The organism is Marinoscillum furvescens DSM 4134, assembly GCF_003386095.1.
In the GTDB taxonomy this organism is placed as follows: Bacteria; Bacteroidota; Bacteroidia; order Cytophagales; family Cyclobacteriaceae; genus Marinoscillum; species Marinoscillum furvescens.
Genome location: NZ_QREG01000035.1, coordinates 19688 through 36654 on the forward strand (window position 1 = coordinate 19688; position 16967 = coordinate 36654).

At 45.4% G+C, this 16967-nt stretch carries 18 protein-coding genes; 10 read left to right on the forward strand and 8 right to left on the reverse strand.

All coding sequences use genetic code 11. The features are described 5' to 3' along the window. From C7460_RS23930 to C7460_RS22535, 4 genes are all read right to left on the reverse strand, one after another. Positions 1–1689: sensor histidine kinase (locus C7460_RS23930; protein ID WP_317127713.1), on the reverse strand; the 1689-nt coding region annotated here is incomplete at its 3' end. Continuing rightward, entirely contained in the window at positions 1686–2090 is a 405-nt protein-coding gene (locus tag C7460_RS22525; RefSeq protein ID WP_115870407.1) for a hypothetical protein, read from the reverse strand. The genes C7460_RS23930 and C7460_RS22525, both read right to left, overlap by 4 nt. A 221-nt stretch (positions 2091–2311) precedes the next feature. After that, positions 2312–2494, reverse strand: coding sequence for a hypothetical protein (locus C7460_RS22530; protein WP_147303068.1), 183 nt, complete (start codon positions 2492–2494; stop codon positions 2312–2314). A 273-nt stretch (positions 2495–2767) separates the two neighbouring features. After that, a complete protein-coding gene (locus tag C7460_RS22535; RefSeq protein WP_115870409.1) occupies positions 2768–4450 on the reverse strand; it encodes a sensor histidine kinase in 1683 nt (560 codons plus the stop codon). A gap of 340 nt (positions 4451–4790) precedes the next feature. On the opposite strand from C7460_RS22535, the gene C7460_RS22540 reads away from it, so the two are divergent. From C7460_RS22540 to C7460_RS22585, 10 genes are all read left to right on the forward strand, one after another. Beyond that, positions 4791–5696, forward strand: coding sequence for a DUF4382 domain-containing protein (locus tag C7460_RS22540; RefSeq protein WP_170148155.1), 906 nt, complete (start codon positions 4791–4793; stop codon positions 5694–5696). Between the two features lie 66 nt (positions 5697–5762). Then, positions 5763–6305 (forward strand): DUF4142 domain-containing protein, encoded by a 543-nt coding sequence (locus tag C7460_RS22545; protein ID WP_115870411.1) that lies wholly within the window; start codon positions 5763–5765, stop codon positions 6303–6305. Between the two features lie 54 nt (positions 6306–6359). Then, positions 6360–8837 (forward strand): ATP-binding protein, encoded by a 2478-nt coding sequence (locus C7460_RS22550; RefSeq protein WP_115870412.1) that lies wholly within the window; start codon positions 6360–6362, stop codon positions 8835–8837. A gap of 80 nt (positions 8838–8917) precedes the next feature. After that, entirely contained in the window at positions 8918–10282 is a 1365-nt protein-coding gene (locus tag C7460_RS22555; RefSeq protein ID WP_115870413.1) for a sigma-54-dependent transcriptional regulator, read from the forward strand. A 157-nt stretch (positions 10283–10439) separates the two neighbouring features. Then, a complete protein-coding gene (locus C7460_RS22560) occupies positions 10440–11003 on the forward strand; it encodes a hypothetical protein (RefSeq protein WP_115870414.1) in 564 nt (187 codons plus the stop codon). A 44-nt stretch (positions 11004–11047) separates the two neighbouring features. Next, positions 11048–11233 (forward strand): hypothetical protein, encoded by a 186-nt coding sequence (locus tag C7460_RS22565; protein WP_115870415.1) that lies wholly within the window; start codon positions 11048–11050, stop codon positions 11231–11233. Positions 11234–11248: 15 nt separating this feature from the next. Next, positions 11249–12148 carry a Cbp1 family collagen-binding glycoprotein adhesin gene (locus C7460_RS22570; protein WP_115870416.1) on the forward strand — a complete coding sequence of 300 codons (900 nt, stop codon included), beginning with the start codon at positions 11249–11251 and terminating at the stop codon, positions 12146–12148. 81 nt (positions 12149–12229) lie between these two features. Beyond that, positions 12230–12850: a porin family protein gene (locus tag C7460_RS22575; RefSeq protein ID WP_115870417.1), complete on the forward strand. Its 621-nt coding sequence runs from the start codon at positions 12230–12232 to the stop codon at positions 12848–12850. 209 nt (positions 12851–13059) lie between these two features. Next, positions 13060–13290, forward strand: a complete 231-nt coding sequence (locus C7460_RS22580; protein ID WP_115870418.1) for a hypothetical protein — start codon at positions 13060–13062, stop codon at positions 13288–13290. A gap of 79 nt (positions 13291–13369) precedes the next feature. Further along, complete coding sequence (locus tag C7460_RS22585) at positions 13370–14026, forward strand: hypothetical protein (protein ID WP_115870419.1); 657 nt, start codon at positions 13370–13372, stop codon at positions 14024–14026. A gap of 172 nt (positions 14027–14198) precedes the next feature. On the opposite strand, the gene C7460_RS22590 is transcribed toward C7460_RS22585, so the two are convergent. The 4 genes from C7460_RS22590 to C7460_RS24575 all read right to left on the reverse strand — a co-directional run bounded on the left by C7460_RS22590 (position 14199) and on the right by C7460_RS24575 (position 16760). Continuing rightward, positions 14199–15197 carry a type II toxin-antitoxin system antitoxin SocA domain-containing protein gene (locus C7460_RS22590; RefSeq protein WP_115870420.1) on the reverse strand — a complete coding sequence of 333 codons (999 nt, stop codon included), beginning with the start codon at positions 15195–15197 and terminating at the stop codon, positions 14199–14201. Next, positions 15194–15562 carry a type II toxin-antitoxin system MqsR family toxin gene (locus C7460_RS22595; protein ID WP_115870421.1) on the reverse strand — a complete coding sequence of 123 codons (369 nt, stop codon included), beginning with the start codon at positions 15560–15562 and terminating at the stop codon, positions 15194–15196. Before C7460_RS22595 ends, C7460_RS22590 begins: the two co-directional genes overlap by 4 nt. Before the next feature lie 468 nt (positions 15563–16030). Continuing rightward, positions 16031–16531: a hypothetical protein gene (locus C7460_RS22600; RefSeq protein ID WP_115870422.1), complete on the reverse strand. Its 501-nt coding sequence runs from the start codon at positions 16529–16531 to the stop codon at positions 16031–16033. Between the two features lie 142 nt (positions 16532–16673). Then, entirely contained in the window at positions 16674–16760 is an 87-nt protein-coding gene (locus tag C7460_RS24575) for a hypothetical protein (RefSeq protein ID WP_394340441.1), read from the reverse strand. Positions 16761–16967: the final 207 nt, after the last annotated feature.

A 16967-nucleotide genomic window follows, 5' to 3' on the forward strand; every position in this document is an offset into this window, starting at 1 on the left:
CCCTGTATCTATTACCTGCATTTGAATGTGTGCATCTTTCGCCATGCACTTCACTTCGATCTTACCTCCCTCGGGAGTGAATTTGATGCTGTTGTTTACCAGGTTGCGAATGATGGTCAGGGTACTGTTACGATCTACCCAAAACTGTAATTCCGCTGGTACATCTGCAGCCAATGTGATGTTTTTGGACTCTGCGGTGCCTTTTAGCGTACCCAGCACTTCCTGCACGGCACTCTGACAAGCCACAGGTTCCGGCTTGTAAGGAAAATGTCCCTTTTGCTGTAGTGCCCAGGTAAGCAGATTGTCCAGCAAGCCGGAGAGTTTGGAGGCAGAGTCGCTCACATCATCGGCCAGTTCTATGAGCTGATCTGTTTGCTTGCCTATAGCCAAAAATTTGATCATTCGACTGACGCCCTGAAAGCTGCTGATAGGTCCACGCAGGTCATGTGAAATGATGGAGAAAAAGCGGTCTTTTGTCTGGATCAGGCGATTGAGCTCCACATTGATTTTTGACTTCTCGCGGTAAAACCGGTAAATAATAATTCCCAGTACCAGTAAGACCAGTGCCAATACGGCTATCGCCAGCATAACTACCTGTTGCGTTTTCTTTTCGGCGGTGAGCAAGTCTACTTCCGACTGCTTTTGACCTACCTCATATTCTGTGCGCAGGTCCGCTAGCTGCCTGATCAAATCGGCGTTGGTCAAGCTATCGCGCACACTATGATAGGCTTCCTGATAGTTATAGGCCGCTTTATAATTTCCGATGGCCAGATTTGCATCGGCAAGGGCTCTGTTTAGCAAGGCCTGCTGATCCTTGAACTGATGGGCATTGGCTAGCGCTAATCCACGCTCTGCCACTTCTTCTGCCAGCTCGGGTTCCGATTGTTCCAGATAAATGTTAGCCATCTGCCCCAGGTAATCACAAATGGCAAAGCTATCTCCAAAATCCTCCAGCTCCTGGATCACCTCATTTAATGTGTTTTGTGCTGCCGAGAGCCTACCCTGCTTGGCATTGATCAGGGCACCATTTCCTCGTGCATAGATACCATAGAGCGCATAGGCATTTGTCTGATCAAAAAATAGCGCACTCAGGTCGTTGTATTTCTTTGCCGAGTCCAATTCATCGGCTTCCAGGTAATAATAGGCCAGGTTGGCGTAGTTGATCGCCAGACCGATAGAATCAGAGTTAGTATTTAACCCCTCCTTGACCACCTCCTCTATCGCCAATCGGACATATTTGGTGGCATTTGTAAAATCTTTGGACTGATAGTAAACGGTAGATATTTCACCGTAAGACTCTGTAAGGCATTGAGTTGACAGGTTGTTTTCCTGCGCCACAGTTACACTTTGAAACAGTCGATCGAGTGCAACTTTGGATTCCCCTTTGGCGCGATATGCTGAGCCTTTAATCAAAAGTGCCTGATGCTCATAATAGGGAGCTTTAGTGGCTATTCGGAGCAGCTGATCAGTATACTTCAGTGCTGAATCCGGACTTGACTCGCTTACTGCGATGGTACGCAAGTACGAAAGTTTTAGTGAATCTGGTAATTGCTCATAGTATTGTGACTTGAGTGAGTCTGCCAGTGGCTGATTTTGGCTAAAGCTGACAAGACTCCAAAAGCAAAAAAGGAATACAAAGATTCCTTTTTTGTCCTTCTTCCATGAATGCTTCAAAGAGTTTAAAATCAAGGCTGTTTAGGGTTTTTGATGATTGGATCTTTTTCCATTTCGCCTTCAGCGGTCGTGTAGTGGATGGTATATCCATTAAACTGCTGAGTACCCGGAGCATCTGGCTTCACCACGGCTTGAAAAATTTTACCAGCGGGATCAACTTTCACTGGAAGTTCTAGCCACAAGTCCTGCCAGTTTCTGTCAGAACCAGGCTTAGATTGATTTACTTCGATGCTAGTGATTTGCTGGATGCTATCATCTGCACACTGCCACTGCACGGTGTTTCCGGGATCTACGCCTGTGATTGTCGTCTCAGTCAAAACTTCGTAGGTCCCATCTTGCTCAAGGCTGTAGTACAGGTCATTTTCCATGAATTTTAGGTAAATCACTACGTTTGGATTTGCTCCTTCTGATTTCATTAGTTTATGGTTTACGGTGAAAAAAAATATCGGTCCCAAAATAATCAAATTGCCTCTCCGACCAATGCTGTTTCCACCTTTTTCCTATCATTTGATAGTATGACTAAAACTTCAAATCTCTTTTCGCTCAGGCTTCCCTTGAGAAACACTTTAAACTAAAAAGGTCTACTAAAAATTAGCAGACCTTTCCCTCGTGTTACTATATGTTGTCTTCTAAATTTCTATTGAAAATTTTTATTTACGTACCATCTAAAAGTGAGTAGTCTGGATACGGCTTTCGGGTCATTGGCACGATCAATGTTTTTGTCTACGTGCTGCCGTATCTTACTCATGCACTCATCGAGCACGGCTAGTTCTTCTTCAGTCAAATCTTCTGTGAGTGAGTCGCATTGGTTTTTGTTCATCGCTGGTATCATCGCTTGTTCTTGCTGTGAGTATTAATTATATCCCGAAAATTGTCAATTAAAGCCACAGACACAAACTCAAACCACTGATCGGGAAATATGAGATATGATTGGGAATAATTTGAATTAAACCAACTCAAAAGCACCATAAAACCCTATATAATTGTACTATTCTGATGTGAAATTTCAGGTAATGAAGAATCTTTTGACGTTTTCTTTTAGTTCCTCAAGGATTAAGGTTTAATTAAGTCGTTATACAGGATAAATCACTCATCAGGAAGCTTGAGGAATAATAAAACTGAACAGTGACCCTTCACCAAGCTCGCTTTCCACATTAAACTCCCAACCATTTCTATTGGCCAGCTCCCAGCACAGTGACAGGCCCAGGCCCGTTCCCTGCTCACCATCAGTCCCATATTCCGAGAGCAGCAAGTCGTTGCTTTTCAGTCGCTGCATCTTATCCGCACTCATACCCACGCCTGTATCCTTGATATAGAAGCGTATACCCTCCGATACTTCATCAGCACCCAATCGTACTTTTCCATTTCTGGGCGTAAACTTAAAAGCATTGGTTATGAGATTGCGCAGCATGATGCGCAAGTGATTTTTATCAGACAACACAAAATACTCACGCTCAAACCTGGCTTCCACCTGTATGGACTTTCCATCTGCTACTTCTTTAAAAAGCTCCAGACCTTCCTTTACCAGCCGATTGAGACTGACGATCTGCTCCTGGCTTTCCACACCATGAAACTGTGCCTGCGACCAGCGCAAGAGGTTTTCCAGCATATGGGATAACTTCGATAAGTTTTCGCGAATGCGCTCTATTTGCTCCCGCAGTTCTTCCTGCGACACTTCATTATGATCACTCAGGTCTAGAGCATTTCGAAGCAGGTTAATAGGACTGGATATATCATGTGCGATGATAGAAAACAGCCGATCTTTGGTTCTATTGAGCTCTTTAAGCTTTTTCTCCACCTTTTTGAGCTCCGTGATATCTGTAAAAAACGCTGTGATGTACTCCACCTCTCCTGTGGCTCCATTTACTGGGAAATACTTACCATAAGCATGTGTGTAGATACCGCTGGGCAGCTCCACTTCCTGATAAAAATCAATGGGTGACCCCTGTGCGCTTCGGTCGAGAAGCGGTGCATGAAACCGCGCCACTTCCTCAGGCATTACCTCCTCAAATTTCCTACCCACTGTATGCTCTTTCTCTAAATCAAAAGCCTCCAAAAACTTACGATTGACTTCTACAAACCGCCGCTGAGCATCTAACATCACCAACATCAGTGGGGAATTGTTGATCATAGAATCCAGCATCATCTTGGACTGCTCCAGAGCCGCCCGACCTTTCTCCAGCTTTCGGTTTAGCAAGTTTACCTCACTCACAAATCCGCTGAGCTCCCCTCGAAAAATCTGACTGAAAAAATAAATGCAAATAAATGCTACCGAATAGTTAATCAGGCTAAACACATACAACGAATCAAACGGCAATCCCAGATAGTATTGCTTGTAGGATTCTATGCCAAATACCGCAGCTACCACTAGTAGGTAAAGCACCACACGAGACGAGCGGCTCTCTATCAGCATAATGAAAATACCTACGCCAAAGAGTATAATCTCAACATTGATCAGACGTCCCGCGTGTAGATTAATGACGGAAACTGCTGCAATGATCACAGTCACTCCCAAGCTCATCAGCACCTTGGCATAAGCATGATAGCGAGACCTGTTGATAAAAACAACCGGTCCAAACACCAACAATACCGACAACATACTGGCTATAGCCTGCTCCTTCCAGCCAATCAACAGATTTACTACAAAAAGTACCAATGCTAAACTCAAACTAAGCAGGTTGATCTTATTGACAATAGACACGTGCTTTTGCTCAATTTTGGAAAGGCCACGAGGAAACTTCCCAAACAAATACCAATACATTTTTCGGCGCATCATCTATACCTTCAGTTTCACTGTAGATTCATGCGAGTATCAAGAAATAGTTGGTTCTGAAATAACTGGAATAATTCAGTAGCAGGTGTGATTAATAAAGATACTCAATTCATGAGTTTAAGCCCCTCAAATCTTACTTATTCCTTACCCCAAAGCAGATTCATTTTGAGAATACCACATTCATTTTGACAGAAAACCTACGTAAACCTCAAGCAACAACCACACACAACAATCTGATTCACTGATACTTAACACTTATTTACCAAATCTGGAATAATTCTAGCCACTTATCCTTCATCACGCGGAAAGAGCTTATGCTTTTACTGCCTAAACACAAATGCTTATGAAACGATTAGAAGTAATAACCAGAACCCTACTGTTTGCCGGTGCTACATTGCTCTTTGCAGCTTGCAACAGTGAAGTAGACGTATCATCTACCGGTAAAGCCAAAGTAGGTGTGACCGACGCAGCCATTGATGCTGAAAATATCTCGGGAGTATACCTCAAAGTCAACGAAGTGAAAGCCAAAGGAGCTGCCTCCACAAAAACGGTAGCCACTTTTGACACTCCCAAAACGTTTAACATCCTGGACTACCAAAATGGATCTACGTTCGATCTGGGTGAAGGCGAACTTGCTGCCGGACCCTACAGCGAACTGAGGTTTATTCTGGAAGAAGGCTCTTATGTGAAGTTTAAAGACGGATCTACAGCAGACCTGGATGTACCGAGTGGCACTTCGTCAGGCTACAAAATCAAAGGAGCTTTTGATATCGCTGCGGATGCCACCACGGAGGTAATCGCTGATATAGACATGCGAAAGGCTTTTGTGCTTACTGGTAACGGACAGTACAAACTCCGCCCGACTGCTCGAATGATCGACGCATCCGAGACGTCCACCATTCGCGGTACAATTAACAATCACAATCAGGACCGTGTAGTAGTCTACGCATATGCCAAAGGCACTTACGAGCAGTCGGAGAGCGCAGCCCCGTCCGACGATGAGGCCACGAGGTTCGAAAACTCCATCAACAGCGCCGTAGTATCCAACGGACAGTTTACATTGGCTTACATGCCTGCGGGTGAGTACGAACTAATCGCTGCTTCCTACACCAAAAACGAGTCCGAAGAAACCTATGACTTCAAAAGCGCCACAGTAGCGGAAGTATTTATAGGTGGCAACCTACTAGACATTCTGGAAGTATCAGCCAATGCGGATATCAACGTACTTATTCAAGCTGACTTTGAATAAGTAGCTTCCAATGCGGGCAGGGCAGCTATTGCCCTGCCTCTCTTTAATCAAAAAGACCTTTCAATCATGAAACATCTATACTCAAGAATAATTCCCATCGTACTGATACTCATCTCTTTTGGCTGCCAGACCAACAGCTACTATGCTGCTATGAACACCAACCAGCAGCGCCATGGCGGATGGAGCAAAGATGACGCAGACCTACTGGTAAAATCTCACGACATAGTACTCTTTTTGGAGAGCTCCTCAGCAGTAGCTCAGGACAAAGCAGAGCTCAAAGACGTATACCTGCTGGCCGAAGACCTGTATGTAACCAGCAAAAATCTGCGCACAGACTACCGTGTGGAGTCTACCATACACCGCACCAAACTCGCCTCCGCGCTAAGCAAAAGCCGCGACGAGCTATTGGAAAGACTGAAAAACACACCAAAGGATGAGTTTGACAACACGTACCTCCTCCTGATAGACCAGCAGCTGGATGAACTCAATGAGCTCATGGTCAACTACCAAAACGAAGGCCACACCGACAGGCTCAAAGACTTTGCGGACAAGGTATTGGACACTTATGAAAACTATGAACAACAGGCAAATGAGCTTGCTTCGCTATAAGTTTAGCGGATTTCGCAACACTCTGTCATATTTGGCGTTTTACTGACACCAACAATGCAATTTCCCAAGTTGAAACGTAACCATATAGCCAATTTCATAGGTTTCCTGCTCGTACTACTGGCAGTGTCTGTAGCATGTATTGGATACATCACCTATAAAAACTTATCGAATATAGTTGTACAGCTAAAAACGGATACCAATCCAAACAACAACCTGATACTGTACAAAGAGATCATGGTTACGCTGAGCGCTATGGAAAACAAAGTGGAATCCTTTCAGCTCAGCGACGACCCGTTGCACCTCCAGCGGTACAACGAAAGCGTGCAGCGGGTGTCTACTTTTCTAGACTCGCTCAATACCTTAAACCCCGGCGATGCAGAGCTCCTGACACTCAACGACTCGCTCACCTCACTGATCAACCAAAAAACCGACATTCTCAACAACCTCATCACGCTCTCTTCCTACCAGGAGCCACTCAACCTGAGCGGCATAGACGAAAAAATAGCCGCTATCCCCAAACCTCAGGTACCAGACACTGCCACTGCTCAACCTGCCACTACCCAGCCTGCCGAGAAAAAAAACCTCCTCAAGCGCATCTTTGGCAGAAAAAACACAGAAGAATCCACTACTGCCCAACCTGAAGTAAACACCGACAGCATCATAGCGGCACAGGCTACAGCCTACCAACAAGAAATAGCCCGAGAGCTGGAAAAAGCACAGCAAGACGCACTGGAAGCTAGCCTCATCTACAAACGCCGCGAAATGGAGCTGGAAAGCCAGCATGCACAGATCCAGTCCTCCATCATGGACCTCATCAGCTTTTTGGAGTCTAGAGAGACCGTAAAGATCAAAATAAGCTCACTAAATGCCCGCGAGCTGGCTAGCCGTACCAACCAGCAGATCCTGATCTTCTCAGCGCTTACGCTCATCTTGCTGGTCACCACCACTTTTGTGATCTTTAGCTACACCCAAAAGAATAAAAAATACCAAAAGCTCCTACAGAGCTCTAAAAACTCCGCTGAGCAGCTGGCCAAAGCCAAAGAACGCTTCTTTGCCAACATGAGCCATGAGATACGCACCCCTATGAACGCCATCTCTGGTTTTACTAAAATCCTCCTGAAGTCTGACCTCAAAAACGAGCAGCGTGAGCAAGTAGACATCATCAATAAATCCTCTGAGCACCTCCTAAAACTTCTCAACGACATCCTGGACTTCTCCAAACTCCAGGCGGACAAACTACAGCTAGAGGAAACCGTCTTTAGCCCCAAGGAGCTCTGCCACGAGGTATGCATGCTACTGGAAGACAATGCCAAAGAAAAAAACCTCAGCCTGCTGGAAGAATACGGCGAACTACCCCAATACATCAAAGGGGACCCCTATCGCCTCAAGCAAATCCTGCTCAACCTGCTCTCCAATGGTGTAAAATATACCGAAAGTGGCTTTGTGAAGCTTCACGTCTCTAGCCAAAAGAGCAAAGGACTCACCAAGCTCAAGTTTGTAGTGACCGACTCAGGCAAAGGCATCTCCAAAGACCATCAGTCCAAGATATTCAAAGAGTTTGAGCAGTCTGATGCCAGCTCTTTCTCCAAAGGCACCGGCCTGGGACTGGCCATCACCAAGCGTCTGGTACAGCTTCACAAAGGCACGATCAACCTCAAAAGCACCGAGGGCAAAGGCACCACCGTGACTGTGGGCATCGCCTACAACATCTCCACAGAAGCCCCCAAACCAAAAGAGTCTTACATCTACCATGACAAGCTCAAAGGCTCCAAAATACTCGTGGCTGATGACGAGCCATTTAACGTAAAGCTCCTTACCACCCTGCTAGACAAGCACCACATCCAATACGATGAGGCCTACAATGGTGCCGACGCTTTGGAGCTTGCGCGCAAAAACACCTACGACGCAGCGCTCCTCGATCTCAAAATGCCTAAAATGTCTGGCTGGGAGGTAGTAAAGACCATACGCTCTGAAGATGGCCCCAACAAGGAGATCCCCATCCTTGCCCTCACAGCCACCATCACCAAAATAGACCAGGAAAAGAGTGAGGCCTATGGCTTTGACCACATCATCCGCAAGCCATTTGATGAGAAGGAACTCTTCGACCTGCTGATCAACTACTCCACCAACGACAACAACTCACAGCAGCCGGGAGTCACTGTGACCTCCCCGGCCCCTCATGAGCCCGAAGTAGAAATCGACCTCACCTCACTGTTTGCCATGGGCGATCAGGAGTTTGTAGACGACATGATCGAGACGTTTGTAAAAAGCGCCGAAGAAGGATGGCAAAAAGTAGAAAGCGCCGTAGCCAGTCAGGATTTTGAAGAAGCTGCCATCACTGCCCACAGGATAGTAGCCCCTGCGAGACATTTCAAGGCTCAAAAGCTGGTGAAACTACTGAAGGCACTGGAAAAAAGAGCCGACGAACAGGACCCGCAGCTATCCCCTGACGACCTACCACCAATAAAAAAAGAGCTCCATGCGGTAATCTCTGCCCTGCGAGCCAAGCAAAAAGACCTGCTTAGTCACTAATTTCGCCAGTAGAATCTAACAGTTCTACGCCCCTGTAGTTACTTTTTTTAAAACACATCAAGATACTTTTTTGATAGACTATGAGCACCCAACCGTTTACCATATATGTAGTAGAAGATGACGACTGGTACAGAAAACTACTGCATCACAACCTCACACTAAACCCCGACTACCAGGTAGAAGTATTCAACTCCGGCGAGGCATTTTTAGAAAAACTAAAAAACAAACCCAATATAGTCACGCTAGACTACCGACTGCCAGACATTAATGGCGAGGAGCTTTTGCAGAAAGTAAAGGCGTATGATCCCTCCATAGAGGTACTCATCGTCTCTGAGCAGAGCGAAATAGAAACTGCCGTAAAGCTCCTCAAAGCTGGCGCCTATGACTACATCACCAAAACCGAAGACATTCGAGACCGCCTGCTCAACGTAGTACAGCACATCCGCAAAAACAGCTCGCTCAAAACGCGCATAGAGTCGCTACAGTCTGAAGTAGAGCAGAAGTATGACTTTGATACTTCCATCATAGGGCAAAGCAAGCCCATGAAGAAGGTGTTTCAGATGATGCAAAAAGCCACCTCCAACAACATCAGTGTGATCGTGACCGGAGAGACAGGTACGGGCAAAGAGATGGTAGCCAAGTCTATCCACTACAATTCGCCTCGCAAGAAAAAACCCTTTGTAGCGGTAAACATGAGTGCCATCCCCAAAGAACTGGCCGAAAGCGAACTCTTTGGCCATGAAAAGGGCGCCTTTACCGGAGCGGCCAATCGCCATGCGGGGAAATTTGAGCAGGCACATGGCGGCACGCTCTTTCTCGATGAGATAGGCGAAATGGCTCCCGAGCTGCAAGCCAAGCTCCTACGTGCGCTGCAGGAAAAAGAAATCATCCGTGTAGGTGGCACAGACACGGTAAAGATCGACTGCCGCATCATAGCCGCCACTCACCGAAACCTGCAGGAAGAAATGAAGGCCGGCAAGTTTCGCGAAGACCTCTACTACAGACTCTTTGGGCTACCCATAGAGCTGCCTCCCCTCAGAGATAGAGACAAAGACATAGTGGTGCTGGCCAAGCATTTTGTGGATGCCTTCTGTGCCGAAAACAACATGGAAGCAAAAGCCATCTCCAAAGACGCCCTCAAAAAGCTGATGACCTACCCCTTTCCGGGCAACATCCGCGAGCTCAAGTCTATCATAGAACTGGCCGCAGTGATGAGCGACACTGACGAGATCACCCCCGAAGACATCACCTTCACCCAGTCAGACCCGGTCACAGACCTCTTTGACGAAGGGCTCACCATGAAAGAGTACGAGCTGCGGATCGTGAAGATGTATCTCAAAAACCACGACAATGACATCAAAAAAGTGGCCGAGCTACTAGACATAGGCCAGTCCACCATCTACCGCATGCTCAAAAAAGAACAAACCGAAGCGAAATCATCCTGATTTCGCTTCTCCTTTTTGAGAACACCACTCCCAAAATGGGAGTACTCTCCCCCTTTAAACCCCTCAAAAACGCCCCACAGCGCATTTTTCAACACTTTTCTCGTCTTGGTACAGCTTTGGCATAATGACTATCCAGTAATCAAATAGTCATAAAACCATGCAACATAAAATACTCGCAACCTTAGCACTTTTCACTTTCGCAGTAGCCACAGCTTTTGCCAATGGCTCCGACGATAAAGACAAAGAACAGACTGTAGTATACACCAAACACCAGCCACAGCTGGCCATCAACTCCTCCACCTATCACACAGCTGTAGGAGTAAGAGGCCTGGGTACTTCCGGCCTCACCATCAAACACTTTACGGGCAGCAACAAAGCCATCGAAGGGATCATAGGCCTGTGGCCAGATGCTTTCTCCGCTACCCTGCTGTTTGAGAAATATGTCAATGCCTTTGACGAACCCGGCCTCAACTGGTACTATGGTGTGGGTGGACACATCGCCACTCAGTCTGACTGGGTATACTATGACGGAGTACGCCGGTATGAGCGCGATGACGATGATTTCGGTATAGGTGTAGACGGTATCTTCGGTATCGAATACAAGATCCACGAAGCGCCCATCGCCGTGAGCTTAGACGTGAAGCCATTCTTAGAAGTAACTACCAACGGAGCCGCATACCTGGCCATAGACCCGGGTCTGGGCGTGAAGTTCACCTTCTGACAGTAGTGTAAGCACACCCCTTTTTCTCACTTACACACTTCACTATGGAAACTCTAGCAATTATATACATCATTATGGGGCTGTTCTTTATGAGCGCATTTGCCCTAAAAAAAGTAAAAACCCTAAAAGGAAAACAAGCCCCTACCCGACTGGGGACCACTTTGATACCCCATGTCAAAATCAAGACCATATTCAACAAACAACTACTCAAAGAAGTATTTGAATCTTAAAAACAGCGAACAATTATGAAAACGATAAAATCTAAAACCTCTGCCAAACTGGCGATGATCGCCATGGCCGGCACCCTGCTGTTTACCTCTTGCGACCGTGAGGAGCGTGAGCAGCTCAAAGCTGAAGCAGACAGACTGGAGCAAAAGCTCCACGAGCGTGACTCTGCCTTTAACAGCATCATGAACGTGATGGCTGAGGTAGAAACCGAAATTCAGGAAATCAAAGAACAAGAAAACCTCATAGCCAACAATAGCAATGGCGACTTTGCCTCACAGAGCAAAGACCAGATGGTCTCTGACCTGCAGCGCATCAATAACCTGATAGACAATACCAACGAAAAGGTAAAGTCACTCTCTAGCAAGCTGGAAAACTCAAACCTGGAGCTGAATGCCTTCAAAAAGCGCATCAACTCCATGATGAGCGACCTAAAAGAGCGCGAGACTGCTATAGCTCAGCTCAAAGAAGAGGTAGAAACCAAAAACAACCGAATAGCTGAGCTCAACACTGAGGTAGAGTCTATGGTGACACGCGTACAGCTACAAACCGAGACCATAGATGTACAAAATCAGGAGCTCATAGAGCGCGAGCGCGATCTCAACACGGCGTATTTTGCGGTAGACACCGAAGAAAAACTACGTGAGCAAGGGCTGGTGGCCAAAGAAGGCGGCTTCCTGTGGATAGGACGCACCACCGAGCTGAGAGCTGACGCCAAGCAAGACAAGTTTACAGAAGTAGACATCCAAAACACCAAGCGCTTCTATATAGACAGTGACAAAATAGAAATTGTAACCGAACACCCGTCAGATAGTTATAAACTAGTAAATGAAGAAGGCACGGTAAAATACTTAGAAGTGACCGATCCTTCCGAATTTTGGAAAATATCCAAATATTTGGTGGTGTCCGTGAAAGGCTAAACCTCAGCCAGCTGGGGGTCCGGGCCTCGTCTCGGGCCCTCATTTTTTCTAAATCATTTTAAACCTATTAACAAAACAACCATGAAACTGAAAGCAATTCTACTCTGTGTACTGGTAGCCGCTGGCGCCAGCATGGCATCCGCTCAAAAAGCAGGACTAAAAGGCGGTGTAAACTTTACCAATCTCTACATAGGTGATGTAGACGATGTAGATGACGAAAACATGAAAGTAGGCTTCAACGCCGGACTCTATTACCGTGCAGATATCAACGAAGGATTTGCCATCCAGCCAGAGTTTCTCTTTACCCAAAAAGGTACCGAAGTGCAGTACGACGGGCTCTTTGGCGGTAGCGGACGGTACCGGTTTAACCTCAATTATCTGGAAGTACCCGTACTGGCTGTAGGTAAAGTGGGCAACTTCAACATCCACGCCGGACCATACCTCGGCTTTTTGGTAGGTGCCAAAGTGAAAGATGTGGACGACAATGGCAACATCAACGACGTAGAAAACCTGGACCGTGACGACTTCAACACCCTGGATACAGGTGTGGCTGCAGGCTTCGGACTAGACTTTGATACCGGCACCATAGGCCTGCGCTACAGCTATGGCTTTCAGGAGATCGGCAAAGGCGAAGATGCCGGACAAGCCACAGAAGACTCCAAAAACTCAGCGTTGCAGCTCTTTGTAGGATTTGACTTTTAGACTCATCAATTCCCAAACATAGATCCGCCGCGAGGCAAATAGCCCTGATTTTCGTCAGGGCTATTTTTTTTTGTTGATCATCTCACTTTCATTCAAGCCTCCCTCCACACTTAGTTCTTTTCTGAGCATCAGGCTAAAAAATCCCCAAAATATGGTATTGATTTTAAGGCTTCCATTGAGTTATTTGCCATGAAGTAACCGTATATCCTATGAGTCAGCAGCCACCTACATGGCCACACCCGGCGGCCACCAGCTCCGTATCACAGCTACCAGCCACAGTACGCAGCTACCAGTACACCACTGACAGCTACCGGCCATACACCCACAGCTACCAGCTAAAAATGACAGCTACGGCCCAACATACGGCAGCTACCGCTCAAAAACCACAGCTACCAGAAAAAAACGGCAGCTACCAGAAAAAAACGGCAGCTACCAGCTGAAAAGTCACAGCTACCACCAAAAAATGATAGCTACCACATATCCCATCATGTAACTTAATCTCTAACACTTATAACACCTATGAAAAACAACACCATAGACGCAAAACTCCTAAGTGCCCAGGTAGCACTGGAAAATGCCCTCCACAATGAAACCATCAAAACCAGTCTGGGGGAGTATGGGTACGACGAACCCAAGCTAAACGAAGGGCTCACGCTCTTCAATGACGCCTATACCAAGCACCTGGATCAAAAGAAGGAGTATGGAGACCAGTATGCTGCCACTGATGCGCTAGACACAGCCATGGATCATGCCAACGCACTGTACATCCGACATGTAAAAATCGCGCGCATTGCCCTGCGTACCGACCGTGGCGCCAGCGCCACACTGGAGCTAGACGGCCGCAGAAAGCAAACCTACTCGGGCTGGCTCAAGCAGGCACGGTTGTTTTATGCCAATGCCCTAGCTAGCACCCAGATACTCTCAGCCCTGGCACACTTTGGGATCACTACCGAAAAGCTAGAAGAGGGACAAGCTGCAGTAGCTCAGGTAGAGACCAGTCTGGTACAGCAGCTTCGTGAAAAAGGCGAGGCTCAAAATGCTACCGAAGCACGAGACGAAGCACTAGATGCACTTATGGACTGGGTGGCAGACTTTATAGCCATTGCCCGGATAGCGCTGGAGCACAAGCCCCAGCTGCTCGAAAACCTCGGGATCATACAACCCTCCGAGGCATAGCCCGGCATCAGCCCCTCTCCTCATCACGGTGAGGCACCGCACCTGAGAGGCACCATACCTGAAGGCTTCAAACCCCTTCAGGTTTTTTTATGGGTTTATCTGAGAGGCTGTTATTTACCAAAGACAGATGCAGGGACGGTTGCTATCAATTATAAATACCTATCAAATACGCTTACAATGCCCTTAAATCGAGTGCATAGTGATAATTGATAAAAGATCGTGATTGCTCATTCTCAATCCATCCCTTTTCTTCATGGCTAATTTTCACAATCTCGTAGGGTGGTGTATCTCTAAATTTCATCCTGACTTGATCCAACACCACCAACTCTGCCTCTGAAAAAAGATTTTCATTAAATGTGCGATCTTCTCGCCCCTTCAAAAACTGTTTTTGTCCGCCTTCGGGCATTTCCTCATACCAAATATCAATGACATCTTTTTTCGCCAGACTCTCGAAGATAGATTCAAAACTATTGGGAACAGGGCCATAGGGAATTGCCTTATACCTTGTCCCGCTTACTGACTGCCCTTGTTGTCTAAACATCAAAAAATCAGAATAAAATAGAAGCTTGTTCATTTTGGTCTTGTAGCAGGGCACTTCCTGAGCAAAAAAAACAATCATTTCTGTTAACTTCTCGTAATTAGGTGTCTTGAAGCCCGTATAGACATCAGCTTCCTGTCCACCCATCAGATAGTTTTCAAAATCAATATAAAAGAGGTTTTTCTGATCTATCAGTCGTTGTACTTTCTTTAGCAATTCCGACTTGGCTTTTTCATTACTTGCCTCCCAGTCTTCAACAAGATCATAGAACTTTTCTGGATCATCAGCGATCTTGAGTAATTTGGAATTAGCCAATGATGGCAAATCACCTTTTTCATATTGGCCGTATGTGTTGGGCCCAAACCCCAAAATTTCCCCCATGCGGGTTGCAGAAATGTCATATCGCTCTCTGGTAGAGCGAATTTCTTCCGGAAGCGGTATGTGATGTTTAGCTCTAAACTGGTTATGCACCATTCGCATATTTAGCTCATCAAGTTTCGTAGTAGTAAACTGCTCTCCACTATCTTCACATAGATAAAATTGATAGGGGATATCAAAATGCTCTTTACGAAATGGCACAGATCTCCATTCGTAGCTAAGCCTCATTTCTTTACCTGTAATCGGACTATTCATCTCTTTGATTTTTTCAATGGATAAGACATTGGGTACTCGGCTATATGAAATGAAATGCAAATGGTCTTCGCACCTTCGGCACCTAATGTAATCTTGATGTAGATTTCCTCTCCTTTCATTTGTTTTCCGAAAACCCACATTTCCTTGCTACCGTACCAATCTTCTGGTTTTGGTCCTTCGCTGTAATCATCAGCGACCAGCTCATCCAGCACCTGCTCTCTATCCACAGGCCGTATATCCAGTGCAGTCAATGTATTGAAATTCTTGCCCCGGTCATCTTTGAAAAAGACACCCCATATCTTTTTCTTGTCTTTAAAGCTTTTGAGAAAAGCTTCTACTTCTTTCTTTTTATGAACGTCTCGCAAAGATAGGTGTTTTACAAATATTCACTATATAGTTTTAAATATAACAACTAAAAGCATTTATAATCATTTTATAGTGATATTGAATTCGGTAATTGTAGAAAGTAATGAAAAGGGGAATCATACAACCCTCCGAGGCATAGCCCCGTCATCAGCCCCACTTTTGACCTTTTCTGATAGTCATCTACGATATTTGTCGATCTGTTCTTGAGTGATAATTATTGGATAAATCCACGGCATTTCGGCTTCTTTACCGTGCCTGTACAATATATCCCAATCATCAATTTGATTAACAATCCTGATTAATTCATTTGAAAGTTCGGGGATGTTTGTGGTAGTTATCCTGGCTGATGTTACTTGCCCGTTAGTTGACTGAATATCTACATAAGCCTTTAAGTCTTTACTCCATGAATTTAGACACTTTTCATCAAGCTTATTAATTACGTATTTGATTAGCTTATCAGAATTTAATTATGTGATATTTGTTTTTGAGTTGTCATACCGGCTTATTTCTGTGATTTTACCCTTGTCTATTTTAATTCCCAGCTCCTTCTTGTATACTGACAAATACCCCATGTGCTCGTAGTAAAGCATTTTCCCTTTGGGTATAACTAATTCACCAGAAAACCAATCGGCATGCACTTTTCCATTCACGTATTTGTCTCCAAAAATTAAGGACAAATCACCTTTTATCTTATCCTTCTTATAGCAGCAACTTCTTAACTCAATTAGATACAGTTCACCGCTTACAATCTTCCAAACCCCAACATATCCTCTCCAGCAAGCTGTACTCATACAACCATCTTTAACGAGATTTACAAGACTTCCACTTTCTTTAAAATATGACTCCAGTGGGTTGGTGAAAATCTCTAGTTTCTTGCCTTTGTATATGATAATATCTGGTCTTTGTGCTGTACCAAATAATTCGAAAGTTGTCAGCAAGGTTATAAAGATGATCGTGAGTTTTCGCATAGTAAAAAAGATAGAAAAACATTCATAAGCCGGATACAATCTGAGCGTTCGTCAATGCTTATAAAAAACCAAATATAAGTTAAACGATAGCCCAAAAATGCACTTATCCGAACTGGAGAACAGTTTAAGACTCTTGATTTTATCAAACGGTTGGCAAGTTGAGGTTACCACCTACAGCCCTTAGCACCTTAAGAATGGCATCAAATTGGGGCTTGGAGCCCTGCGACAATGCCTAGTACTGCACCCCACACTAGGGATCAATCCAAAAACCTGTGGTGGAATAGGATAAATTGAAGGACGGGCATTAGTCCATTTTAGGTTTTCCAGATGGAAATCAGGTTACAAATAAATACTGCCTGCCTGTATTCTAAGACTTAATCAAATAAAATGAGTGCAATTTTTGATCAAGCTGCAAACTTATAAGTTTCAACATATG